The sequence below is a fragment of the Gilliamella sp. B14448G11 genome, assembly GCF_016101765.1.
In the GTDB taxonomy this organism is placed as follows: domain Bacteria; phylum Pseudomonadota; class Gammaproteobacteria; order Enterobacterales; family Orbaceae; genus Gilliamella; species Gilliamella apicola_N.
Map to the genome: position 1 here is coordinate 146,649 of NZ_JACFPX010000001.1, position 24,547 is coordinate 171,195.

The 24,547-nt window shown below is 33.8% G+C and carries 23 protein-coding genes; 5 read left to right on the forward strand and 18 right to left on the reverse strand.

Annotation, left to right across the window (positions count from 1 at the left end; all coding sequences use genetic code 11):
- Positions 1 to 136: 136 nt before the first annotated feature.
- From murG to H3S88_RS00710, 14 genes are all read right to left on the reverse strand, one after another.
- Entirely contained in the window at positions 137 to 1,189 is a 1,053-nt protein-coding gene (gene murG / locus H3S88_RS00645; protein ID WP_198226437.1) for an undecaprenyldiphospho-muramoylpentapeptide beta-N-acetylglucosaminyltransferase, read from the reverse strand.
- Positions 1,189 to 2,340, reverse strand: coding sequence for a cell division protein FtsW (gene ftsW / locus H3S88_RS00650; protein WP_198226435.1), 1,152 nt, complete (start codon positions 2,338 to 2,340; stop codon positions 1,189 to 1,191). The genes murG and ftsW overlap by 1 nt, the downstream gene beginning before the upstream one ends.
- Complete coding sequence (gene murD / locus H3S88_RS00655) at positions 2,337 to 3,671, reverse strand: UDP-N-acetylmuramoyl-L-alanine--D-glutamate ligase (protein WP_198226433.1); 1,335 nt, start codon at positions 3,669 to 3,671, stop codon at positions 2,337 to 2,339. Before murD ends, ftsW begins: the two co-directional genes overlap by 4 nt.
- A 21-nt stretch (positions 3,672 to 3,692) precedes the next feature.
- The gene (gene mraY, locus H3S88_RS00660; protein WP_065737704.1) at positions 3,693 to 4,775 is read right to left on the reverse strand and encodes a phospho-N-acetylmuramoyl-pentapeptide-transferase; all 1,083 of its coding nucleotides are present in this window, start codon (positions 4,773 to 4,775) and stop codon (positions 3,693 to 3,695) included.
- An 18-nt stretch (positions 4,776 to 4,793) separates the two neighbouring features.
- The gene (gene murF / locus H3S88_RS00665; RefSeq protein WP_198226431.1) at positions 4,794 to 6,149 is read right to left on the reverse strand and encodes a UDP-N-acetylmuramoyl-tripeptide--D-alanyl-D-alanine ligase; all 1,356 of its coding nucleotides are present in this window, start codon (positions 6,147 to 6,149) and stop codon (positions 4,794 to 4,796) included.
- Entirely contained in the window at positions 6,146 to 7,696 is a 1,551-nt protein-coding gene (gene murE, locus H3S88_RS00670) for a UDP-N-acetylmuramoyl-L-alanyl-D-glutamate--2,6-diaminopimelate ligase (protein WP_198226429.1), read from the reverse strand. Before murE ends, murF begins: the two co-directional genes overlap by 4 nt.
- A gap of 13 nt (positions 7,697 to 7,709) precedes the next feature.
- Complete coding sequence (gene ftsI / locus H3S88_RS00675) at positions 7,710 to 9,488, reverse strand: peptidoglycan glycosyltransferase FtsI (RefSeq protein WP_198226426.1); 1,779 nt, start codon at positions 9,486 to 9,488, stop codon at positions 7,710 to 7,712.
- Complete coding sequence (gene ftsL, locus H3S88_RS00680) at positions 9,488 to 9,865, reverse strand: cell division protein FtsL (protein ID WP_198226424.1); 378 nt, start codon at positions 9,863 to 9,865, stop codon at positions 9,488 to 9,490. The genes ftsI and ftsL overlap by 1 nt, the downstream gene beginning before the upstream one ends.
- Entirely contained in the window at positions 9,855 to 10,793 is a 939-nt protein-coding gene (rsmH, locus tag H3S88_RS00685) for a 16S rRNA (cytosine(1402)-N(4))-methyltransferase RsmH (protein ID WP_198226422.1), read from the reverse strand. The genes ftsL and rsmH overlap by 11 nt, the downstream gene beginning before the upstream one ends.
- Positions 10,794 to 10,811: 18 nt before the next feature.
- On the reverse strand, positions 10,812 to 11,258 hold the full coding sequence (gene mraZ / locus H3S88_RS00690; protein ID WP_198226420.1) for a division/cell wall cluster transcriptional repressor MraZ: 447 nt from the start codon (positions 11,256 to 11,258) through the stop codon (positions 10,812 to 10,814).
- Between the two features lie 411 nt (positions 11,259 to 11,669).
- A complete protein-coding gene (pgl, locus tag H3S88_RS00695) occupies positions 11,670 to 12,368 on the reverse strand; it encodes a 6-phosphogluconolactonase (RefSeq protein ID WP_198226418.1) in 699 nt (232 codons plus the stop codon).
- Between the two features lie 13 nt (positions 12,369 to 12,381).
- Entirely contained in the window at positions 12,382 to 13,842 is a 1,461-nt protein-coding gene (zwf, locus tag H3S88_RS00700) for a glucose-6-phosphate dehydrogenase (protein ID WP_198226416.1), read from the reverse strand.
- Positions 13,843 to 14,026: 184 nt separating this feature from the next.
- Positions 14,027 to 14,311 carry a 50S ribosomal protein L25 gene (gene rplY / locus H3S88_RS00705; protein WP_198226414.1) on the reverse strand — a complete coding sequence of 95 codons (285 nt, stop codon included), beginning with the start codon at positions 14,309 to 14,311 and terminating at the stop codon, positions 14,027 to 14,029.
- 181 nt (positions 14,312 to 14,492) lie between these two features.
- Entirely contained in the window at positions 14,493 to 15,365 is an 873-nt protein-coding gene (locus H3S88_RS00710) for a D-hexose-6-phosphate mutarotase (protein WP_198226412.1), read from the reverse strand.
- 197 nt (positions 15,366 to 15,562) lie between these two features.
- Here H3S88_RS00710 and hemW point away from each other — a divergent pair, with 197 nt between their 5' ends.
- Positions 15,563 to 16,696: a radical SAM family heme chaperone HemW gene (gene hemW / locus H3S88_RS00715; RefSeq protein WP_232352475.1), complete on the forward strand. Its 1,134-nt coding sequence runs from the start codon at positions 15,563 to 15,565 to the stop codon at positions 16,694 to 16,696.
- A 251-nt stretch (positions 16,697 to 16,947) separates the two neighbouring features.
- Here the strand turns inward: hemW and H3S88_RS00720 are convergent, their stop codons facing one another.
- Both H3S88_RS00720 and H3S88_RS00725 read right to left on the reverse strand, forming a co-directional pair.
- A complete protein-coding gene (locus H3S88_RS00720; protein ID WP_198226408.1) occupies positions 16,948 to 17,913 on the reverse strand; it encodes a sugar kinase in 966 nt (321 codons plus the stop codon).
- Position 17,914: 1 nt separating this feature from the next.
- Positions 17,915 to 18,742, reverse strand: a complete 828-nt coding sequence (locus H3S88_RS00725) for a DeoR/GlpR family DNA-binding transcription regulator (RefSeq protein WP_086326901.1) — start codon at positions 18,740 to 18,742, stop codon at positions 17,915 to 17,917.
- Between the two features lie 341 nt (positions 18,743 to 19,083).
- Here H3S88_RS00725 and H3S88_RS00730 point away from each other — a divergent pair, with 341 nt between their 5' ends.
- Genes H3S88_RS00730 through H3S88_RS00745 form a run of 4 tightly spaced genes read left to right on the forward strand, consistent with a single transcriptional unit; the run spans position 19,084 to position 22,793 of the window.
- Positions 19,084 to 19,938 (forward strand): tagatose bisphosphate family class II aldolase, encoded by an 855-nt coding sequence (locus H3S88_RS00730; RefSeq protein ID WP_086326902.1) that lies wholly within the window; start codon positions 19,084 to 19,086, stop codon positions 19,936 to 19,938.
- 11 nt (positions 19,939 to 19,949) lie between these two features.
- Entirely contained in the window at positions 19,950 to 20,870 is a 921-nt protein-coding gene (gene pfkB / locus H3S88_RS00735) for a 1-phosphofructokinase (RefSeq protein WP_198226406.1), read from the forward strand.
- A 12-nt stretch (positions 20,871 to 20,882) separates the two neighbouring features.
- The gene (locus H3S88_RS00740) at positions 20,883 to 22,298 is read left to right on the forward strand and encodes a PTS fructose transporter subunit IIC (protein ID WP_198226404.1); all 1,416 of its coding nucleotides are present in this window, start codon (positions 20,883 to 20,885) and stop codon (positions 22,296 to 22,298) included.
- Positions 22,299 to 22,355: 57 nt separating this feature from the next.
- On the forward strand, positions 22,356 to 22,793 hold the full coding sequence (locus H3S88_RS00745; protein WP_086326905.1) for a PTS sugar transporter subunit IIA: 438 nt from the start codon (positions 22,356 to 22,358) through the stop codon (positions 22,791 to 22,793).
- Between the two features lie 116 nt (positions 22,794 to 22,909).
- Here the strand turns inward: H3S88_RS00745 and H3S88_RS00750 are convergent, their stop codons facing one another.
- Positions 22,910 to 23,359 (reverse strand): hypothetical protein, encoded by a 450-nt coding sequence (locus H3S88_RS00750; RefSeq protein WP_198226402.1) that lies wholly within the window; start codon positions 23,357 to 23,359, stop codon positions 22,910 to 22,912.
- A gap of 69 nt (positions 23,360 to 23,428) precedes the next feature.
- Positions 23,429 to 24,538 carry a bifunctional diaminohydroxyphosphoribosylaminopyrimidine deaminase/5-amino-6-(5-phosphoribosylamino)uracil reductase RibD gene (ribD, locus tag H3S88_RS00755; protein ID WP_198226400.1) on the reverse strand — a complete coding sequence of 370 codons (1,110 nt, stop codon included), beginning with the start codon at positions 24,536 to 24,538 and terminating at the stop codon, positions 23,429 to 23,431.
- Between the last annotated feature and the right edge of the window lie 9 nt (positions 24,539 to 24,547).

The window sequence follows — 24,547 nt, forward strand, 5'->3', positions numbered from 1 at the left end:
AATCATTTTATTTAGTGTCTATCGTCAAATCTTTATTGAAAATTGAAATCATAATACTAATTTTTAAATTCAATTAAACATTTATCCCAACACTTTAAATTAACCAAAACCATTACATAACATTATGTAAAAACTATTATTTTACCACTGAACAAATAGTTTCAGCCACTTTTTCTGTAGAATCGACAATAGATAAACTTTTTGCTTTAACGGCCATATCTATTAACTTATCACGATTCAAATTTAATAATAAATCTGATAACGCTTCAACATTAAAATTTGGTTGTTCTATAATGTGCGCCGCACCGACATCAGCTAAGGATTTTGCATTCCAATATTGTTGACGATCTTTATGCATAAATGGAATAAATATTGCTCCAATACCTACAACTTCAATTTCACTCACAGTTAATGCTCCGCTACGACAAATTACGATATCTGCCCAACTGTAAGCTTCGGCTACATCAGAAATGAATTCAGTAACCTTAATCTTTGTCATATCACAATTTTGATAAGATTGAATGACTGAATTCAACATACCTTTACCCGTTTGATGCCATACCTCAAAGTTATCAGATAGTTTTGTTATCGCTTGAGGTATTATGTCATTAATAACTTTTGCTCCCTGACTGCCTCCCATCACTAATACTCTAATAGGCCCATTTCGATCTTTAAATCTGTCCTCAGGTTTAGCAATAGTTAACAAATCACTTCTTACTGGATTACCAACTACTTGAGCATTAGGAAATGCTGTTGGAAATGCTTGTAACACTCTTGTTGCAATTTTTGCAAGGTATCTATTTGTTAAACCTGCTATGCCATTTTGTTCATGCAATACCACAGGTATACCAAGAGTTTTAGCAGCTATACCACCTGGACCAGAGACATATCCACCCATACCTAGAACAACATCAGGACGATGAGTTTTTAAGATTTTTCTGGCTTGTAACACTGCTTTTAAAATTTTATAAGGAGCTTTTAATAATGCCATTACCCCTTTACCACGTAGTCCTGAAATCTCGATAAAATCAATATCTATACCATTTTCAGGTACAAGGCGTGCTTCCATTCTATCTGCAGTACCTAACCATTTCACTTGCCAACCTTGTTGCATCAAATAATGCGCAACAGCAATACCAGGAAAAACATGGCCACCAGTACCGCCTGCCATAACTAACAATTTCTTCATTACTTTATAATCCTTATTCTTGCTTGCGCCTGTTTTTGTCTAAATTCAAAATCAATTCTCAATAATATTGCTACAGCAATACTCATTACAATAAGACTTGAACCACCATAACTAATAAATGGTAATGTTAATCCTTTAGTTGGTAACATACCTGATGTAACGCCAATGTTGACGAAAGTTTGAAAACCAAACCATATACCTATTTCACAAGCTAAATATCCTGAAAACAAAGAACCATCATTTAACGCTCGGTATCCAATGGCTAATGCTTTAAATGTCAAAAAGAAAAGTAAAATTAATAAAGTAATTACACCAATATAACCAAATTCTTCAGAAATAATTGAAAAAATAAAGTCAGTATGACATTCTGGTAAATAACCCAATTTAAGAATAGAATTACCCATTCCTTGACCGGTGATACCGCCACTACCGATTGCCATTAATGATGCAACTAATTGATACCCTGAACCTGTAGCATCTTGCCAGGGGTCAAGAAAAGTTAGTAAACGAGTTAAACGATAAGCCTCAAACAATATCAAGCAAATTACCGCACCTACACCAGTTAATAAAATAGCAATAAATTGCCATAATTGGGCTCCAGCAATAAATAGTATGCCGATTGTTACCATGAATAATACAATAACTGTCCCTAAATCAGGTTGTTTAAGCAACAAAATAGAAAGAACAGTCATTACGACCATAGGTTTAAAAAATCCCCAAAATCGATTTTGCACTTCATCTGACTTTCTTGATAAATATCCTGCCAAAAAGATAAACAGTGATAATTTAGCTAACTCTGCTGGTTGAAAATTAAATACACCTAATGGAATCCACCTTGAAGCGCCATTAATTGAAGCACCTATACCTAAAACTACAATTAACATTATAATGGCAATAATTAATAATGCAGATCCAAATTGTTGCCAGCGCTGCATAGGAATATATAAAGTAATAATCATTAATAACAATGAAATTGTTATTTGAATCAATTCACGCTGCGTATAAAAAAAAGGATCGTTTTCACTAAATGACATTGATGCAGATGTTACCATTATCAAACCAAATACCATTAAACTAATCACAGTCCAAAGTAATGAATTATCAAATGGTATATTTGGATTAACTTGTTTTCTTATTCCAAAAAGTGTCATTTTTCACTCCTTAGAACATACTGTTTGGCTACATTGGCAAATTGATTTCCTCGTTCAATATAATTTTTAAACTGATCTAAACTCGCACAAGCCGGGGAAAGCAAGACTACATCATTTGATTGTACTTTCTGGGCAATAATTTGTATAGCCTCTGCCATTGTTTCTGTAACAGTAGTTAAATTAGGCGCTAATTTAGCTAATAAATCGCGATCTCGACCAAAACAGAAAATTTCGAGATTTTTATTTTGTAAATAAGGAATTAAAGGTGAAAAATCAGCTGATTTACCATCACCACCTAATAACAAATATAATTTTCCATGACAGACAACACTTTTCAATGCGGCTTCTGTACTACCAACATTTGTTGCTTTAGAATCATTAATCCATTTCACACCGTTTTGCTCTAAAACTAACTCAAAGCGATGCGGTAAACCTTGAAAGTTCATGATTGTAGCTAAGCTGGATTGCCTATCTATATTTAATTTATCAGTAATAGCTAATGCAGCCAAAGCATTAAGATAGTTATGACTACCTGTCAGTTTCATATCTTTAGTTGATAATACTGCGTGATTTTGAGCAATTAAATATTTACATTGTTCATCTAAATGGTAATCACCTTCTTTTAATCCAAATGAAACAGTATAATGATGTTTAGATATTGGAAAGGTTAATTGATCATCATGATTAATTATGCAATATTTTGCATTATGATAAATTCGTTGTTTAGCCGCTGTATATTGTTTTAGACCTAGTGGATAACGATCCATGTGATCTTCGGATATATTTAAAATTGTTGCTGCAGTGGCTTTTAGACTGCTTGTTGTTTCTAACTGAAAACTTGAGAGCTCAAGTACATATACTTCACAGTCTTGATTCAATAAAGATAATGCCGGCTGACCAATATTACCCCCAACCCCTACTTTAATACCTGCAGACTTAACAATTTCACCGACTAAAGTCGTCACCGTCGTTTTTCCATTCGCACCAGTAATCGCGACAATCTTTTTATTATTTTGTAGATTCACTTCACGACAAAATAACTCAATATCACCAATAATCTCAATACCTTTGTCAGCGGCTTGTTTCAATTCTGGTGTGAATAGCGCAATACCAGGACTGACAATAATTAAATCAGCAGCTAATAGCCAATCAATTTTTAATTCCCCTAAATAGTAATCAACGCGCTTATCTAATTGTTCTAATCCTTGTGGATGTAGACGCGTATCAATGACTTTGGGAATAACATTTTGAGCAAGGAAATAATCAACACAAGATAAACCTGTGATGCCTAATCCAATAATAACAACATTTTTGCCCTGATAGTTAACCATGATTCAATCCTGATATTTTGATTAGCGTAATTTCAAAGTTAATAAACCAATTACAACTAACATTAATGAGATTATCCAAAAACGCACAATAACTCGAGGCTCTGGCCAACCTTTTAATTCATAGTGATGATGAATAGGTGCCATGCGAAATATTCTTTTTCCCCGTAATTTAAAGGAGCCTACTTGCAATATGACCGATAATGTTTCAATAACAAAAATACCACCCATTATCAGTAATAAAAATTCTTGCCGTAATAACACAGAGATAATGCCAAATACTCCACCTAAAGCTAATGAACCAACATCACCCATAAATACCATGGCAGGATAGGTGTTAAACCATAAGAAACCTAGCCCTGCTCCAATAATAGCGGTACAAATAATCATTAATTCACCACTAAATTTTATATACGGAATATGCAGATAAGCGGCAAAATTGACATTACCTGTCGCCCAAGAAACCAGTGCAAAACCCGCGGCGACAAAAACAGTTGGCATAATCGCAAGTCCGTCAAGACCATCAGTTAAATTAACAGCGTTACCTGCCCCTACAATGACAAAATAAGTAAGTAAAATAAAACATATACCTAATTGTGGCATGACATCTTTAAAAAATGGTACTACGAGCACTGTGACTGAACTATCTTTACCATAAGCATAAAGAACAAACGCTACAATTAAAGCAATAACCGATTGCCAAAAATACTTCCATCTTGCAATCAGTCCTGCGCTATTTTTACGAATTACTTTTAAATAATCATCAGCAAAGCCAACTATTCCATAACCAATTAATACAAATAGTGTTATCCAAACATAAGGATTACGAAGATCAGCCCATAGAAATACGGATAACGAAATAGATGCCAAAATTAAAATCCCACCCATAGTTGGAGTGCCTTTTTTACTTAAATGAGATTCTGGGCCATCATTACGAATGACTTGACCGATTTGTAATTTTTGCAACCAATCAATGACTTTTTGTCCCATAATTAACGAAATGGCTAATGAAGTTAATAAACCTAGAATAGCTCTTACCGTTAAATAAGAGATAACATTAAAAAATGTAAAATATTTTACTAAATATTCTGATAATAAAACCAACATAATTTTTATCCTGACTCACTATTGTTTAAATTGTATTTTTTCGATGAGTTCTTCCATTTTTGCACTACGCGAACCTTTAACAAGCATAGTTAATTTTGGATACTGACGAAGTAAAGTTAGTAAATAGCTAACCGCATCTTGTTTATTACTAAAATGGTGACCTACACCACTAAACTCACTAATACTCTGACTGAGTTTTCCAACACTTACAACACAATCAATTTGCTCTTGTTTAGCTATTTCACCTATTTTTTGATGATATTTTTCTGCTTCGTATCCAAGTTCAGCCATATCACCAACGACAAACACTCGATACCCTTGTTGGCTTGCTAAAACTTTAATCGCAGCAGACATCGATCCAACATTGGCATTATAAGTATCATCTAAAATTAATTGTGTTCCATTTAATTTTATTGGAAATAATCGCCCCTTTACAGGGTTTAAAGTAGATAAACCTTTAACCACTTGTTCAAAATTGGCGCCTACCGAAATAGCTAAAGCTGAAGCTGCAATAGCATTAGAAACATTATGCTGTCCAATTAATGGTAATATAATTTCGCATTCGCCATGAGGGGAATGTAAAATAAATCGAGTATGTTCTGAAATATGAATATTACTAGCATAAAAGTCTGCCGATGAATTATTCAATGAAAAAGTCCAGACAGTTTTATTCGTTAATTGAGTAATCCATTTATCACTGCAACTATCCAAATTAATTATTGCAATACCATCTTTAGGTAACCCTTGAAAAATCTCACCTTTAGCTATTGCCACACCTTCAAGTGAACCAAAACCTTCAAGATGCGCCTCAGAAATATTATTAATTAAAGCTGTTTGAGGTTTAACAATATTGGTTGTATAGGCGATTTCACCGATATGATTAGCGCCTAATTCTATTACAGCAAACTCATCTTGTTGTGTTAAACGAAATAGTGTTAATGGTACACCAATATCATTATTGAAATTACCTTGTGTATAAAGTGTTTGTCCGCAATTTTGTAAAATCGAAGCGGTCATTTCTTTAACTGATGTCTTACCCGAAGAACCAGTAAGCGCTACAATTTTTGCTTTACTTTGTTGACGAATAAATGCAGCTATTTTGCCTAAAGCCTGATGAGTATCGCTTACAATAATTTGTGGTATTTCATGATCAATTTTATGATTAACAATCACCGCTATAGCGCCATTTTTTATCGCTTGCTCGGCAAATTCATGTCCATCAAAATTATCGCCAATAAGCGCTATAAATAGTGACTTATTAGAAATTTTACGCGAATCGGTACTTATAGATTCAACTACCCAATTTTCATTATCAATATGATAAGATTTTCCATTTATCAGTTGCTTAATTTTTTCAATACTTAATGGGATCATAATTGACTCTCAATTCCTAAAAGCTGTCTGACTGTTTCTTGATCCGAATAGTGATATTTTGTTTTGCCAATAATTTGATAATCTTCATGGCCTTTTCCTGCAATTAATATCACATCATTTGGCTTTGCTTGTGCAAGTGTTTGTGTAATAGCTTGCGCTCTATCTGTGATCACTTGTATCTCTTTATTATCATGGAAACCTTGCTGTATATCATGAATAATATTCATTTCATCTTCTGTACGAGGATTGTCATTAGTTAATACTACTTTGTCAGCAAATTGCTCAGCTATTTCAGCCATTAAAGGTCTTTTGCCTGTATCTCTATCTCCACCACACCCAAAAATTACCCATAAAGATCCTTTACAATGAATTCGGCTTGCTTGTAACGCTTTTTGTAATGCATCAGGTGTATGGGCATAATCAACAATGACTGTTGGATTATTGTTTGAATGTATGACTTCCATTCGTCCACAAATTGGTTTAAGAAAAGATGCCATATTAATTACAGCAAAAAATGGATAATCAAGCGTTAATAATGTTGCTATAGCTAACAATATGTTAGACACATTGAATTCACCTAATAATCGACTGTTGATAATGGCATTACCCCAAGTAGACTCCATATGAATTTTGGCACCTTTATCATGATATTCAATCATAGATACGCCAACATAAGGAGTATTTAACGCTTTTAATCGTCTTAAAGATTTAGGTTGACAAGATACAGCCGTCACTTGTGAAAGCTTTTCAATCCAACGTTTACCATATTTGTCATCATAGTTAATAATTGACTTACCCGAGTTTGAAACGTGTTTTTCTTTTTCATCAGGATTAAATAACGACCACTTTGCTTTAGCATATTTACTCATGGTTTTATGGTAATCAAGATGATCACGACTTAAATTAGTAAATACCGTTGCGGCACAATTTAAGCCTTTTACTCGATTCATCGCAAGTCCATGAGATGAGATCTCCATCGCCACAACTTTAACATGCTTTTTCACAAAATCAGCTAATAATGATTGAACATCTATAGCGGATGCCGTTGTATTAATTGATGGTTCTAGATGATTATAAATTCCGTTTCCAATGGTACCTAATATAGCTGTTTTATCATTAAGCAATGTTGTACATTGAGCAATAAGTTGCGTAATCGTAGTTTTTCCATTCGTACCTGTTACGCCAATAACCGATAATTTTTTTGATGGAGAATGATAAAAATCATTTGCAATAACAGATAAGCGCTGTGAAAGTTGAAAAACACTGATCTGTGGTATAACTGATTGATCATCTTTTTTCAAATAATCAATTTTTAAATCATTCGATTTTATATGACTTTCAATTAAAATAACAACAGCGCCCGCTGAAATAGCTTCAGAAATAAATTTTCGCCCATCAACTGAATAACCTTTAATAGCAACAAATACATCATTTTCTTTCACTTTGCGACTATCAATTCGCAAATTATTAAGCGGGAAATTTTTTAGTTTTAGAGTTTCATCCCCCCCTAATAATTTAAATAATGTTTTAAATGTGCTTGTAGCCATCATTTACCACCTATTAATAAATAATCGTTTGACCGTCAACTTGCCGATCTGGTTTAACATTCATAGTTCTAAGTACGCCCCCCATAATGCGGCTAAAAACTGGGGCAGAAACAGAACCTCCGTAATATTGACCAGCTTTCGGATTATCAATAATTACGACCAACGAATATTTTGGCCTTGTTGCTGGTGCAATCCCTGCCGTGTACGCCAAATATTGATTGACATAGCGCCCACTTGATAATTTTTTAGCAGTACCGGTTTTAACCCCGACACTATAACCAGGCACAGATGCTTTTGCCCCACCACCTGAAACAGCTACCGCTTCCATTAATTGAACAACTATTTTCGCTATTTTTTCTGGTACAACTCGCTGACCTTCGATAGGTTCATTAACTTTTAAAATAGAAACAGGTCGATAAATGCCATAACTACCAATCGTTGCATAGGCTCTTGCTAATTGTAGCGGTGTCACACTTAATCCATATCCAAATGCAAATGTTGCTCTTTCAATATCTGCCCATTTTCTGGTTCTATCTGCAGCTATTGATCCATTGACTTCCCCACCTAGTCCGAGTCCTGTTGGCTGCCCTAAACCGAAACGACTATAATACTCAACAAGTTCGCCAGATTGCATTTGCAAAGCCAATTTACTCACACCAACGTTACTCGATTTCTCCAAAATACCTGCTAAATTTAATGATTTTTGATATGACACATCTTTAATCTCGTAACGATTCACTAAAAAAGGTCTAGTATCAATAACGGTATTCAAATCAGCGATTTTTTTCTCTAATGCAGCCATCACAACCAAAGGTTTTACCGTAGAACCTGGTTCAAATGCATCCGTTACAGCCCTGTTGCGCAGCAAATTATAATCAATTGATGAGCGATTATTAGGATTATAAGAAGGACTAGTTACCATCGCTAAAATCTCACCCGTGTGTACATCAATTAAAACGGCTGTACCGCTATCCGCTTTATTAAATGCGACTGCTTGACTAAGCTCGCTATAAACTAAAGATTGTAACCGTTCATCAATGCTTAATATTAAATCTTCTGCTGCTTCACTCTCTGTTCGTTCTATTTCTTCAATGACGCGTCCTACTCGGTCACGTCTAATAACTCTTTGCCCAGATTCACCCGTTAACCATTTATTAAAACTTTTTTCGATGCCTTCAGCACCTTTTTCCGTACCATTTTCATCGATATCCGTTAAACCAATAAGCTGAGCAATGTTCTCTGCTGCCGGATAGTAGCGTTTTGACGTTTTTGCAAACGAAATCCCTGGCAATTTTAATTGTTCTAAATAATTTGAGATTGTCGGTGTTATTTGTTTAGATAAATAAACAAAGCGCATAGACGGATTACTCAGTTTTTGCTCAAGCGTTGATATCGGAATATTTAGCGTTTTTGCTAATCCTTGCCACCTTATATCATCAGTTTTTACACCACCTTTTTGTACAACAATTTTTGGATCAGCCCACACATCAAACATTGGTACACTCACAGCTAAGGCTCGTCCATTACGATCAGTAATCATAGCTCTTGGCGCATCCATCTCTTGATATCGAATTGATCGTTTATCACCTTCTGCAATAAGTTTATCTGGTTCTATGATTTGCAAAATTGCCATTCGGATAATCAAACAAACAATAGCAAAAATGATAAGACCATATACCACATAAAAACGATTAGGTGTAAAAAACTGTTTTTTATTATTCAGTTTGTTTACTTTAGTTGTCTTAAAAACCTTTTTAGATTTATCTTTATTATTTTTTTTAACAGGTTTCATTATTTACTCTTTATCACAATGACGGTTTCATTTTCTGGTGTCACATAAGACATATCTAATTGATTTTTTGCTCTATATTCAACACGTTTCGGATCTGCAAGTACATTTTCTTCGATGACTAAATTACGCCATTCACTCTCTAAGACATCCTGCTCTAATAAAAGTTGTTCACGTTCAAATAGCTGTTTACGAACCTGTTGAGTTGTGATTAATACAGCACTAGCCGACAAAATTATAAGAACTAGTAATAGTAATGAAAATTTTTGATTCTTAATCAGATCACCAATAATTAAACCAAATAGACTATTTCTTGGCCTTTTTTGGCTATCGATTTCAGCATGTAAGTTATCAAAATCATTACTTTGATTACGATTCATTTTTCCTTTCAGCTATCCTTAATATTGCACTTCGTGAACGAGGGTTGTGGTTAATCTCATCAGCACCTGGCTTAACTTTACCAAGTGTTTTTAGTTTAGCCCCACCATATTGTTTAATTTGTTGTTCTGTTAGTGGTAATCCAGCAGGAAGTTCTGGTCCTTTGCTATTTTTACTAATAAACTGTTTAACTATTCTATCTTCTAAAGAATGAAAACTAATTATTGCCAATCTACCTTTATCGGCCAGTACTGACAAACTACTATTTAATGCCTGTTCAACTTCTTCTAATTCACTATTGATATAAATACGAATCGCTTGAAAACTCCGAGTTGCAGGATGTTTATATTTATCTTTTTTAGGTGTGTTTTTTTCAATTAAATTCGCCAATTCTAAGGTTCGAGTTATTGGCGTAATTCTATTTTGTTCAACTATTGCCCGAGCAATACGTTTAGCAAACTTTTCTTCACCAAATGTTTTTAGCACCCAAGCAATATCAGCTTCATCGCTAGTTAATAACCACTCACTTGCAGTCATACCTTTATGACTATTCATTCGCATATCAAGAGGACCATCACGCATAAATGAAAATCCCCTTTGAGGATCATCTAATTGTGGTGATGAGACACCAAGATCTAATAAAAAACCATCAACTTTACCGAGTAATCCTAAATTATCAATATATTGATAAACATTAGAAAATTCTCCACGAATAAAGGTAAATCTAGGATCTTTTATTTCAGCTGAGGCTTGCTGTGCTAACGCGTCACGATCAATAGCAATTAACTTTCCTTGCTCTCCAAGTTGTTCTAGTATCAGACGAGAATGCCCACCTCGACCGAAAGTTCCATCAACATAAATGCCGTTTTTTTTTATATTCAATGCTGTTACGGCTTCATTCAATAAAACTGTTGTATGTTGATAGCTCATTAATTTTTTTACTCTTTGTTAAATAGTTAAACTTTTCAAATTATCAGATAAACTTGCGATATCGGTTGATAATGCTGCAATATCATCACTAATTTGTTGATACCATATTACTTCATCCCAAATCTCGAATTTATTAGATTGTCCAACAAACATGATATGTTTTTCTAGTTTGGCATATATGCGTAACGTTGGCGGTAACAAAATTCTGCCTGAATTATCCATTGGACACTCAATTGCATAACCTAATAATAATCGTTTAACTCTACGTTCAGCCTCAACCACAGTGGAAAGTGTCGAAAGTTGTTGCTCAATTCTTTTCCATTCAGACATGGAGTAAAGAGTAAGACAAGGATGGTATAACCCAATAGTACAAACCATACCTTCAGACAAAAATTCACGGTAGCGAGTAGGAATAGCCATCCGCCCTTTACTATCTAAAGTGACTGAAGTTGCACCGCTGAACATAAAAGCACCGTTAGTTATAAATTTTTAGTATTTTTTATTTGTTAATAATCAATTAGTTAAATAATTATGACTTTCTTGCCACTTAACCCCACTTTTTACCACAAAAGTCACAAAATTAATAGGCATTTAATTAATTAATTTCTCATTGTTTAACAACACAGTTCTATTTTATTTTTTAAAAATAAACTAAAAATCACCAAAGTTTTTATTTTAAATAATAACAAAGTGTTAAAGATAACATTCGAATGATCATGCTACTTTTGAGTATAAAAATCACACAAACTGATTAACAATATGGGGCTAAATGAGTAGAAATATTTGCTTTAGTAATGATAAGAATTAACAAAATATTACAAAGGATTAATTTATCTGAAAATAATTAGCCGACATTTGTCGGCTAATATATGTAATTTAAGAAGCTGACCAAAATCCAGTTACTTTAACTTTATTTTGCTGCAAAATGGCTCGAATTGGCATTTCATTAACGTCATCGCCATTTTCTGCTTGCTCTAATACAGCCATTTTACTTTCTCCAACTAAATGCAAATAGATATTTGTACTATTCAAAATAGTTGGTAAAGTCAAGGTAATACGATCAAGAGGAGCGGTCAACGGAGTCATGCCAACAACCTTACGACCTGATTTCATATCTAAGCCCGCTTGCAAATTATCTGCTCCAGGGAATAATGAAGCTGTATGACCATCTTCCCCCATACCTAAAATGACCACATCAAATGGCATTGGTACTTTATCTAAAATTTTGTCGGTAAGTTCAGATCCATCAAATGGATTGTCATAACTATTTTTTAGTCCTATAAAATTAGCTAATTTTGCTTTATTTTGTAATAAGTATGTCATTACTAATTTTTCATTACTGGCATCATCAGTATCATCAACCCATCTATCATCAACTAACGTGATAAAAACTCGATTCCATTCTAGATCTTGTTGACTTAGTAAGGTAAACAATGGAATAGGTGTTTTACCTCCAGAAACAGCAATAGAAGCATGACCTTTTTTTTCAATTGCTTGTTTTAAAGCATTAACAATATGTGAGGTTAAATCTTTAATCAACAACTGACTATTTTCATATTTGTTTAACGTAAACATATTTAATTTTCCTTTATTCAAATTCATGCCATGAATACCCATCTTTAGTGATTAAGGCAACCGATGCAACCGGCCCCCATGTACCTGCCTGATAAGTTTTTGGTGACTCTTTGTCTGATTCCCAAGCGCTAATAATCGAATCAACCCATTTCCATGCGGCTTCGACTTCATCACGATGGACGAATAGAGCTTGTCTTCCTCGCATAACCTCAAGTAATAATCGTTCATAAGCATCAGCACGATGTTGATGAAAAGCCTCATTAAAACTGAGATCAAGCTTAGTTGTTTGTAACGTATGCGTACTATCTAATCCTGGGACTTTATTTAAAATTTCAATATCCATTCCCTCATCCGGTTGCAACCGAATGGTTAATTTATTTTGTGGTAACTCTGGATAAGATTCATTAAATAAATTAAGTGGTAATGGTTTAAAATAAACAACAACTTCGGAGCATTTGCTTGGTAAACGTTTACCTGTTCGCAAATAAAAAGGTACTCCAGCCCAGCGCCAGTTATCAATATCAACACGAATGGCTACAAATGTTTCGGTATTACTCTCTTTATTTGCTCCATCTTCTTCTAAATAACCAGGGACATTAATACCATTTACAAATCCTGCAGTATATTGACCCCTTACAACTTTCTCACGAATATTCGTTTTATTTATTGGTCTAAGTGCATCAAGAACTGCTATTTTTTCATTACGTAAGCTATTATCTTCTAGGTTAGCAGGAGGCGACATAGCAATCATAGTTAAAATTTGTAATAAATGATTTTGCACCATATCACGCATTTGACCAGCTTTATCAAAATATCCCCATCGACCCTCAATACCAACTTGTTCGGCTACCGTTATTTCCACATGATCGATCGAATTTCTATCCCAAAATGAGGCAAACAGTGGATTAGCAAAACGTAATGCCAATAGATTTAGAACGGATTCTTTACCTAAATAATGGTCAATACGATACACTTGTGATTCACTGAAATATTTTGCCACTGAATCATTGATTTCACGCGATGATTGTAAATCAGTACCCAGCGGTTTTTCCATGACGATTCGATTCTGATCTTGATTTAATCCAGCTTCAGCTAGACCTTGACAAATAGTACCAAAAGCCCCTGGATGCATCGCAAAATAAAAAATAGTAGGTCTAGTTTGATCAAGCTCATTTTTGAGTGCATTAAAACCTGAAAGATTATTAACATCCAATTTATGGAAGTTAAGCCTTTGGCTAAATCTTTGCCAAATATTTTCATCCAATGGTTCTGACATAAAGGTGGTTAATGCATCTTTCGCAACTTCAACATAAGCGGCATGATCCCAATCTGCACGCCCGACACCTAAAATTTTGGTCTGTGTTGGCAATTTTCCATATTTTTCTAATTGATATAAAGACGGTAATAATTTGCGTCTTGTCAAATCCCCTTTAGCACCGAAAATAACTAAATTGCAAGCTGGGATATCAGACATGGTTCTCTCCTAAGGTGGTAGAATATACTTTTAATTCTATTCTGTTGTATTACCTATGTATACCTAGTTAATGGGGTAAATCATAATAATAGGCATTTGCCTTATTTTTTCTAAAATAAAAGGTCACCATGTAGGTGACCTTTATCTTAAATCTTTGATTGGATAATATCCAATTAAAATATAATTATACGCGAACAAAATCCATATGAACTAGTTTTGGCTTGAACGCGTGACGTTGTACCGCCTGCACTTTCGCTTTAACGGCTTTACCGTCAACTTCAATAGTTAAAACTTCAGAATAAAATTCTGGTTTTTCTTGCATATTGAAGACTTGGTTGTGATCAAGCACAACAGAGATTGCAGGTTCAGTTCCACCATAAATAATGGCTGGGAATTTACCAGCGTGACGCAGGCGGCGGCTCGCACCCTTACCATGCTCTTTTCTAACTTCTGCTTTAAGTTTAAACATTTTCATTTCTCTTAATTATTTTAAAATAAAAACCAATTACAGGCGACCCAGTAGTTGGCTATAAAATAGGTGCTTTAAAAAGCGCTAGCGATTATAAAGTTTAATCCGATTAAACGCAATCAAATAATACTATCGACTTTGTATCATATTGATTGCGTGTACAACTATAATCAAAAAATAATTAAATCAATTCTATCTTGAAACCATAAGTTGATTGTTCATTTAGTGACAATTTTAACGGTTTATTGATGCGTCCTGCTTCAACGCAAACCATAGATTGATATTCATCATCACCAAAATCAGCCATTGCTTTAGCTTTTTCTATCCATGGATTCCAAGTAACCACATCGCTTGCATTAGTAGTGGTAAGCTTAATAGTTCGAACATTATCATTAATAGTTATTTCAGTATTGGCATTTGTATAAATACGATCAACTTCTTGATTAAAAGTCATTTGACCAACAGTAACTGGTTTATTTTCAACAGTAAGTCGGTCTTGATAAGTATCACCTAATCCACTAACAACAACATGACTAATATTGTCAATGCCAAAATAAGTATGTAGCGCACTGGTTGCTTCAAAGTCGCCTGAGCAGCTCAAAGTCACCTCACAAGTTTTACCTAAATGGATCTTTAAAGATACATTAAACGGTTTGTCAAAATAAGATTTTGTTTGTTGATTATTAGAGAGTACCAATACAAGATCGACACCGTTATCATCTTCATTACATGAGTCTAAAGTCCATTCAACAATACGAGCAAAGCCATGAGAAGGTGTTCCTAAAGGTCCAAACCAAGGCCAACAAACTGGCACTCCGCCACGAATTGCGGTACCTTTTTCAAATTTTGATTGTTTACTTAACCAAATAACAGGCGTCTGCTCAGTTGAAGGTTGCCAGAATAATAAATGTGCACCTTGCAAACTAACAGCAGCATAGCAACTTTTATGCTGAATAACTAAAATAGGTAATTCACCAAATTTTGTCTGTTTTACAGATGAGCTTAATAATTTTGATTCTGTAGTACTATCTAAAATTTGTTTATAAATATTCATATTGACTCCTATATTTAACTTGATCGACGATCAATGTCTAAAAAATTAATTTAAATACTGGTATTGATTTTACGCTTTTTGAGCGCATTATAAAAACGATATAACGTAAATAAGCTTTTTTTAGTTAATTAGAGTAATATACCCCGCACTCATTAAATCATCATTTATTATTTGTCAAAAAGTTTCAGGAAATGTATATGTTTCAGTATAAAATCCCAATAAGCCTATATATTCATATGCCATGGTGTGTGCAAAAATGCCCTTATTGTGATTTTAATTCACATACTGTGAAAAAAATCCCTGATTATGAAGCATATATTGATAATTTGATTAAAGATCTGCAACAAGATGTTGTTCTGTGCTCTGATCGTTCAATTCACTCAATTTTCATTGGTGGCGGTACACCAAGCCTGTTTTCTGCTGAACTAATTGCTAAACTTTTGACAAAGGTTAACCAAATCATTCCGATAAAAAAGGATGCAGAAATCACAATTGAAGCTAACCCCAATTCTGTTGATGTGAATAGATTTAATGGTTATCAACAAGCAGGAATTAATCGAATTTCAATTGGTGTTCAAAGTTTTCAAGCCAATAAACTTAAAAACTTAGGGCGTATACATAATCCAGAGGAAGCCATAAATGCAGGAACGCTTGCTCATAACCTAAATTTACGTAGCTTTAATTTAGATTTAATGCACGGTTTACCTAATCAAAGTGTGGATGATGCTTTATATGATTTAAAACAAGCAATTGAGATTGCTCCCCCCCATTTATCATGGTATCAATTAACGATAGAGCCCAATACATTATTTGGCTCTAAACCACCTGTATTACCAGATGACGATAATCTATGGGAAATTTATCAACAAGGTCACCAATTGTTAACGGATCATGGATACCAACAATATGAAACTTCAGCTTATGCTAAACCAGATTTTCAATGTCAACATAATTTAAATTATTGGCGTTTCGGCGATTATTTAGGTATTGGTTGTGGAGCTCATGGCAAAATTACGCGATCGAATGGTGAGATTATTCGTACAATAAAAACACGTCATCCTAGAGGTTATTTGGAAGGACGTTATTTAGATAGATCTTATATTGTTGCAAAAGAAGAATTACCATTTGAATTTTTTATGAATCGTTTTCGGTTATTTGAAATTGTACCTAAACATGAATTTGAGCAACGAACTTTTTTACCTCGACAGACTGTAAACAAACAAATTAATTTTGCTATTGAACAGAATTATTTAATTGAAAATGAACTGGGTTGGCAAATAACTGAACGAGGTAAACTATTTTTAAATTCGTTATTAGAAATATTTTTATGAATAATTATATAATAAATATAAATTTATTAGAAAATAATTTTTAAAATTTACACTTATTTAACGATATTAATACTAACCATTTAATTAATAATTTATTTATTTTTACATACATTCTTGGAAAAAAAGCGCATACTAACGCTCGACAATGCATTTATTTCATTGTTTTCCTATTCCTTATGTTTTCCCAATAACTTTGTTATTGGGATTTTTTTACCTAAGTTTCTTTGTGAACAATAATACAACACTTTTATTTATTGCTTATACTGAGCTATAAATTGTTTTAATTCAGCAAATGTAGAAGTTCCTTCCATTGGGCCTGTTTTCGATACCGCTAACGCACCACTGGCATTAGCATATTGCAATGCCTGCTCAACTGAATACCCAGCCAACATCAGACTGATAAATGTCGCACCAAAACAATCCCCAGCTCCAGTTGGATCAACCGGTGTTGTAATAAAGCCGTCAACATGCAATGTTAATAAATTATTGTTATCGTCTCGACCATAATAATTAGCACCTTTACTACCTTTTTTTACCACAATGTGTTTAATACCCTTATTGAGCAATGCAAACATTGTTTGATCTTCACTTTCATCGTTACTACTAGCAAAATAACTGACTTCACTCTCACTTGGTAAAAATATATCAGTATATTCCATAATATAGTCAAAAGATTGCTCCATCTCTTGAATATTAAACATTTCCTTGCGTAAATTAGGATCGAACGAAATTGTACCACCCTTACTTTTAATGATATCAAGTGCTTTACGCATCGCATCAATTGCCCGAAAAGAATATAGTGATGAGCCCATAACATGTAAATGAGTACAGTCTTTTAATAAGTTCTCATTGATATGATTGAACGAAAGTAAGCCACATGCACTATTAGGAATATTGAAAATAAAGTCTCTATCATTTGAACCTTTATAAGTTACAAAAGCACTACCGGTATTCGCCTTATTATGAGTAGTAATACCATCAATAATAACCCCATCTTGCTTAAGTCGCTTAATACACATATTGCCAAAAGGATCTTTACCTATACAGCTAAAAAAAATGACAGGAAAACCTAATTTTGCTACTTGATCGGCAAATATTGCAGGTGCGCCACTTGGGAAAGGCCCAATAAATTCACCAGTTTGATCAAAACGTTGGTTTTGCTTTTTTGCTAAAAACTCAACAAGTAATTCTCCAATAGTACAAATTTTAAATTGCATATTAAGTTACCTTTGAATTGTGATAAGTTATGCAGTATTTGTTTATAGCACGTTGCTTAAAATCTGAATCTATTAATTGTTGATGATATTCAGTAACAGCTGCTTTTGATAATATTACGACATCCATATGTTTTAATTTTCCAATACTATAGTTATCAGGTAATAAAAATCGTTGAGGCAAAACACCGATGGTGTGATCAGCATTTTTAAATATCTGTTGATACGTATTTTGTTGTTCACTATTTTCTATAATCAAATGATTATTATCATTAATAGCTGCTAGTTCAAAAATGAAATGCGAAATATGAAATTGATTAAGGATAGGAGTTAATGTATTACTATTTTGAAGAGTATTTCCATCTTGTAAAACACCCCCAACAAGAATAACTTCTGCATCAGAAAATTCTTTAACTAATTGAGCATTATTAATGTCATTCATAATCAATCTTAATGACTTTTTGTTATGCAAAAAAGGAATAAGTTTTCGAATCAAATTGCCATGACTTAAAAAAAGAGTATCGCCATCATTAATATAGTTTAAACAATTTTTTACTAAATCTATTTCACCTCTTTCCATACCTATATTAGTGTAATTTAGTGGTTCAATAGTTGTATGATTAATCAAATTCTCAGGTGAAATATAAATCGCTCCCCCAAAAGAACGTTTTAGATATCCTTGTTGTTCCAAATAAGTCAAATCTTGTCGAATCGTAACATTCGAGACTCGAAGCATGTCAGATAACTTATCCACTTTTACTTCACCTTGTTTGCGTACGATTTCGGCAATATCTAATCGTCGTTTTAGTAGGGCTGAAGACGCTCTAGCCAAATTTTACTTCCTATATAACTGATAATTATTAAAACAAAGATAATAAAATTTATCATACTAGTGGTCAATATCAATTGATCGAATAATTACTTAATTCTTTAAAAAAATCAAGAATAATTATATTGTTCTTACAACCTAATCTAGGTAGTAAATAGTTAACCGCCAAAACTAAATTTTGGCAACAAATTTATTATTTTTTGAATATTAAAATCCATTTTTGTGATCTTCCTCACGCGATTAACACTAGCACAACTTTCGTTTTGTAAGCATAATTTTAAATTATAAGTTTCGAATTGAAAGTTATAATTTTTACAATTTTTAGAAATTTAAGGAGAAAACACATGTCTATCATTTCCAGTCATAACATGTTAAAAAAAGCACAAAAAGAACATTATGCTGTTCCTGCCTTTAATATCCATAATTTAGAAACGATACAAGTTGTTGTTGAAACAGTTTCTGAATTACAGTCTCCAGTTATCTTAGCTGGAACACCCGGTACCTATAGTTATGCTGGTACGGAAAATATCATCGCCATTGCTGAAGAGTTATCGAAAAAACACAACATTCCTTTAGCTGTGCATCTAGATCACCATGAAGAATATAACGATATCGCTTACAAAATTAACGCTGGCATAAGATCGGTAATGATCGATGGTTCACATTTTCCATATGAAGAGAATATTGCCATCGTAAAACAAGTTGTTGAATATGCTCACCGTTATGATGTCAGTGTTGAAGCAGAACTAGGACGCCTTGGCGGAATAGAAGATGATCTAATGGTCGATGCTAAAGATGCCTTATATACAAATCCCAAACAAGCGGTAGATTTTATTGAAAAGACAGGTATTGATTCACTTGCAATTGCAATAGGTACAGCTCATGGGCTTTATAAATCTGAACCAAAACTTGACTTTGAGCGTTTATCAGAGATCCGTTCTATGGTAGATATTCCACTGGTACTACATGGCGCTTCAGGTGTTCCTGATAAAGATGTTCGTGAATGTATTAAACGGGGTATATGTAAAGTCAATGTAGCAACAGAATTGAAAATCGCTTTTTCTGATGCATTAAAAGAATATTTTATTGAGCATCCAGATGCTAATGATCCTCGTCATTATATGAAACCCGCAAAAGCGGCAATGAAAGAGATTGTTAAAAAAATTATCACTACTTGTGGATGTGCAGGTAAATTGTAGAGGCCAATATAATGATCTATACATTAACACTTAATACTGCGATTGATATGAATATACATTGCCAAGGATTAATTCCATATTCTGTCAATCGTACATCACATACTGAATACAGTCCAAATGGCAAAGCAGTCAATGTTTCAATAGTGTTGCATAAATTTAACAAACCAACGTGTGCATTAGGATTTTTTGGAGGATTTACCGGTAAATATATCGTTGAAGAATTAACTAAGATGCAAATTCAAACAATGCCTTGCTTTATTGACGATATCACACGTATTAATGTTTTTATTAATGATGGACAGAAAGAATATAAATTAGTTGGTAAAGGCCCCTTTGTTCCAGATAACAAAAAGGCAGAAATGCTAAATATTATCTGTAATCTTGAAAAAAATAGTTATTTGGTCATTAGTGGTAGTTTACCAAATAATATTGAATCTGATTATTACCAATCTATCATAGAGTTATGTCATAAACAGAATATACAAGTTATTTTAGACATCAGCCATCCAAAATTAAAACAATTACTCACTTATCATCCTTTGTTAATTAAACCAAATGATGATGAATTAAATGATATTTTTGGATTGAAAACCCAAACAATTGAACAAGTCATTACAGCTATAGAAACATTGCACTCATTCGGTGCTCAAAATATTTTATTAACGATGGGATCTAAAGGTCTCTATTTTTCAAATAGGCAACACATTTGGTTTTGCGATGCCGTTACAATCAAATTGGTTAGCTCTGCTTGTGCGGGTGATGCATCACTGGCAGCTTTTTTAAGCGAGTGGTTATCAGAACAAGGAAATATTGAGAATGCAATGAAAAAGGCTTCCGCAACGGGCGCTAATGTTGCCGAATCAGATGGCTTAGGTTTACTTGATAAAATCAACGTCTATATGGACAAACTAGCAGTAACCAAAATTAAATAAAAGGGGAATGTTATGAAGAAGATATTAGCCGTTACAGGATGCCCAACAGGCATTGCCCATACTTATATGGCAGAAGAAGCGTTGAAAACTGCAGCCCAAAAATCAGGAATAGAAATAAAAGTTGAAACAAATGGTGCTGGAGGTGTTGATAATGCTATTACTGATGCTGATATTGCAAATGCGATTGGCGTGATTATCGCAGCAGATAAAGACGTCAATCCCGATCGATTTAATGGATTACCTGTTATTGAAGTTCCCGTTAAAGATGGTATTCATAAAGCTGTGACATTAATTGAACAAATTACTTCTGGAACGATTCCTATTCGTAAAGGGACGCAAAATAGTACTACTAACACGACATCATCAAATCAAGTGGTAGTAAAAGAGTCGATTGGACGTCAAATCTATAAACATTTAATGAGTGGTGTATCAAACATGTTGCCTTTTGTGGTAGCTGGTGGAGTCTTGATTGCTTTATCATTTTTATGGGGAATCTATTCTGCCGATCCCAATAATGCTCAATACAATGAGTTTGCAGCGTTATTGATGAAAATAGGAGGACAAGCATTTGGCATAATGGTACCAATCTTTACTGGTTTTATTGCTTACTCAATAGGCGGAAGGCCTGCGATGGTTGCTGGGTTTGTTGGCGGATTAATAGCCAATGTCACTGGTGCAGGATTCTTAGGGGGCATTATAGCTGGCTTTGCTGCTGGTTACTTGATGCTTTTTGTCAAAAAATTACTTGATGGACTACCTCGTTCATTTGAAGGCCTTAAATCCATATTTATTATGCCATTAATTGGTGTATTTGTAATCGGCGCTGGAATGTTCTTACTGGGTGGTCCAATAGCAGATATTAACAATGCAATGAAATCATTCCTCGAGTCATTACAATCTGCTAATCCTGTTTTACTTGGTATGGTTATTGGAGCAATGTGTTCATTCGACTTTGGTGGGCCTGTTAATAAAGCTGCCTATGTAACAGGTACGATGTTATTAGGTGAGGGCAACTTCTACTTTATGGCGGGTGTTTCAGCAGCTTGTATTGTTCCTCCTTTTGTTATCGCTTTTTCCACTACTATTTTTCGAGGTAAGGCTTTTACTGAAGAAGAACGTGCCGCAGGTGTAGTAAATTATATTTTAGGAGCCACCCATATCACCGAAGGAGCCATTCCATTCGCAGCAAAAGATCCACTACGCGTAATTCCTATTATGATGTTATCTTCAGCTATCGCATCAGTATTAACATTTATTAGTCAAATACAAGTACCTGCACCTCATGGTGGTTTCTTAGTACTTCCGTTAGTCAATAAACCATTTTTATGGGTCGGTTGTATTTTTACTGGGGCATTAGTTGGAGCAATATTGTTAGGTTTATTGCGTATTCATCAAAACCGACAAATAGCGACTAAAACAACTAAATAATTAACCCTTTGATATATCATTTAATATTCTATTTATCTAAATCAACAAGGAAATAAAATGAGCAATTTAAAATTAACAGCCGATGATATTTCAATCATTAATGGATATTATTCTAAATCAGAGGCAATTCAAGCTGTAGCAGAAAACATGATTAAATCTGGTTTAGTCAAAGATGACTATACTCAAGCCATGTTTGACCGTGATGCACAAATTTCCACATTTTTGGGTAACGGTATTGCCATTCCACATGGCACTACAGATAAACGAAGTAGTGTCATTGAAACTGGTTTGAAAGTAATATATTATCCGCAAGGCATAAAATGGGATGAAGATAACAATATTGCTTATGTGGTAGTCGGTATAGCAGCTAAAAATAATGAACATTTAGATATTTTACGGCAATTAACGCGAGCGGTTATTGCTGAAAATACAATAGAGCGAATTCAATCAGTTAAAAAACCAGAAGAACTATTAACAATCCTTCAAGGAAACTAATATAATCATCCCATGAGAAGAAATGATGTGAACTCATGGGAGGTTATCTCCATCTGATTGACGATTAATCAATTAAATCGGTTAATACAGTTAGTTTTTAAACTATATGAAGAATATTAGGTAGTAAAAAACTCCAGACGATTATTGATAATTGTTTCATTGTTAACCATTTCAAATGAGTCCAAAATGCCTTCCCAAGTAATACCTAGAACAATTAACATTCCTTTAAAATCATAATAATAACGTATCTGATCTTCAATAATACTATCTTTAAATCTATAGTTATGATTAAATTCATCAGTTAACTCAAACGGGTGACCAATCTTAAAATCAAAACCAAGGTAACTTAAAATTTGATTAGCTTTATCAATTAAAAAAGCGTTATTTGTAACTTCTTCAATTGATAATGCCTCAACACGATCTAAAATATAAAAAAATAGAATTTGATAACCACCTTTTCCTATGCCTTGGACATCAGCGTAACTAAAATCTTCAAAAGTTTGATATTGATTTGAACAAAAAAAATCATCAATATTGAGCATACTAAATTTTGTTTTATCATACATATCAATTAAATCGCTTTTCTATTTCCAGTTTTCATCTTATTTAACTTATTGAATCATGACCAAAGCAGTTTACTTTCTTTTTAAAATAATCCTTAAATCATCACCTATTGCTTTTACGGATTCAAATTGAAATTGGGGTGCTAAGGATAATTTTTTAAGATTAGGTAAAACACATAAATCTTTTGCATTATGACCTAGCAATTTAGGCGCATAATAAATAATGAGTTCATCAACTAAATCATGTTCAATCAACGCACCAGCAAGATGTGCCCCCGCTTCAACCCAAACAGAATTAATCTGATTTTTACCTAATTCCTTTAATAATTGGACTAGATCTATGTAATTTTGATCTGAAGATTCAATAATTAACTTGGTATTGGGTTTAATAATTGGGATATTTTGTTTACGCACGATCCATGTCTCACCTGATTGTCTGAAAATATTTTCATCCCCTGTTAATCGATTTTGACTGTCTATGATAATGCGAATCGGTTGTCGAATATTTTCTGCTGGATAGATTTTTCTAATCTCATTAGGTAATTCGTCATATCTAACCGTTAAACTTGCCTTATCAGCCTGAACCGTTGCTCGAGTACTTAAAATACAACTGGCTTGAGCTCGATATTGTTGTACATCTTGTCTTGCTGTACTTGAAGTGATCCATTTACTTTCGCCTGATGCCATAGCAATTTTACCATCTAACGAAGAAGCGAGTTTAAGTTGGACATAAGGTATGCCTGTACGCATACATTTTAAAAAACCTTTATTAATGGCTTCAGCTTGTTCATATAAAACACCAACAATAACTTCAATTCCAGCATCTTTTAATCGTTTAATACCGTTACCCGCAACATTGGGATTAGGGTCTTGCATAGCAACAACAACACGAGTTATACCTGCTTTTATCAATGCATCAGCACAGGGAGGAGTTCGACCAAAATGACTACATGGTTCTAATGTCACATAAGCGGTTGCTCCTTGTGCCTTATTGCCAGCCATTTTTAGCGCATAAACCTCTGCATGAGGTTCACCAGCTTTTTGATGATAACCTTTGCCGATTATCTGATCATCTCTAACAATAACACAACCGACATTAGGATTGGGAGGGGTAGTAAAGCGTCCGAGTTTAGCAAGCTCAATTGCTTGCTGCATATAAAATTGATCTTTATCTCTTATCATATCACGTAA

Excerpts from the sequence above, each read along its gene's own strand:
- murG (WP_198226437.1), bottom strand. The coding sequence starts at position 1,189 with ATGAAGAAATTGTTAGTTATGGCAGGCGGTACTGGTGGCCATGTTTTT.
- ftsW (WP_198226435.1), bottom strand. The coding sequence starts at position 2,340 with ATGACACTTTTTGGAATAAGAAAACAAGTTAATCCAAATATACCATTT.
- murD (WP_198226433.1), bottom strand. The coding sequence starts at position 3,671 with ATGGTTAACTATCAGGGCAAAAATGTTGTTATTATTGGATTAGGCATC.
- mraY (WP_065737704.1), bottom strand. The coding sequence starts at position 4,775 with ATGTTGGTTTTATTATCAGAATATTTAGTAAAATATTTTACATTTTTT.
- murF (WP_198226431.1), bottom strand. The coding sequence starts at position 6,149 with ATGATCCCATTAAGTATTGAAAAAATTAAGCAACTGATAAATGGAAAA.
- murE (WP_198226429.1), bottom strand. The coding sequence starts at position 7,696 with ATGGCTACAAGCACATTTAAAACATTATTTAAATTATTAGGGGGGGAT.
- ftsI (WP_198226426.1), bottom strand. The coding sequence starts at position 9,488 with ATGAAACCTGTTAAAAAAAATAATAAAGATAAATCTAAAAAGGTTTTT.
- ftsL (WP_198226424.1), bottom strand. The coding sequence starts at position 9,865 with ATGAATCGTAATCAAAGTAATGATTTTGATAACTTACATGCTGAAATC.
- rsmH (WP_198226422.1), bottom strand. The coding sequence starts at position 10,793 with ATGAGCTATCAACATACAACAGTTTTATTGAATGAAGCCGTAACAGCA.
- mraZ (WP_198226420.1), bottom strand. The coding sequence starts at position 11,258 with ATGTTCAGCGGTGCAACTTCAGTCACTTTAGATAGTAAAGGGCGGATG.
- pgl (WP_198226418.1), bottom strand. The coding sequence starts at position 12,368 with ATGTTTACGTTAAACAAATATGAAAATAGTCAGTTGTTGATTAAAGAT.
- zwf (WP_198226416.1), bottom strand. The coding sequence starts at position 13,842 with ATGTCTGATATCCCAGCTTGCAATTTAGTTATTTTCGGTGCTAAAGGG.
- rplY (WP_198226414.1), bottom strand. The coding sequence starts at position 14,311 with ATGTTTAAACTTAAAGCAGAAGTTAGAAAAGAGCATGGTAAGGGTGCG.
- H3S88_RS00710 (WP_198226412.1), bottom strand. The coding sequence starts at position 15,365 with ATGAATATTTATAAACAAATTTTAGATAGTACTACAGAATCAAAATTA.
- hemW (WP_232352475.1), top strand. The coding sequence starts at position 15,563 with ATGTTTCAGTATAAAATCCCAATAAGCCTATATATTCATATGCCATGG.
- H3S88_RS00720 (WP_198226408.1), bottom strand. The coding sequence starts at position 17,913 with ATGCAATTTAAAATTTGTACTATTGGAGAATTACTTGTTGAGTTTTTA.
- H3S88_RS00730 (WP_086326902.1), top strand. The coding sequence starts at position 19,084 with ATGTCTATCATTTCCAGTCATAACATGTTAAAAAAAGCACAAAAAGAA.
- pfkB (WP_198226406.1), top strand. The coding sequence starts at position 19,950 with ATGATCTATACATTAACACTTAATACTGCGATTGATATGAATATACAT.
- H3S88_RS00740 (WP_198226404.1), top strand. The coding sequence starts at position 20,883 with ATGAAGAAGATATTAGCCGTTACAGGATGCCCAACAGGCATTGCCCAT.
- H3S88_RS00745 (WP_086326905.1), top strand. The coding sequence starts at position 22,356 with ATGAGCAATTTAAAATTAACAGCCGATGATATTTCAATCATTAATGGA.
- H3S88_RS00750 (WP_198226402.1), bottom strand. The coding sequence starts at position 23,359 with ATGTATGATAAAACAAAATTTAGTATGCTCAATATTGATGATTTTTTT.
- ribD (WP_198226400.1), bottom strand. The coding sequence starts at position 24,538 with ATGATAAGAGATAAAGATCAATTTTATATGCAGCAAGCAATTGAGCTT.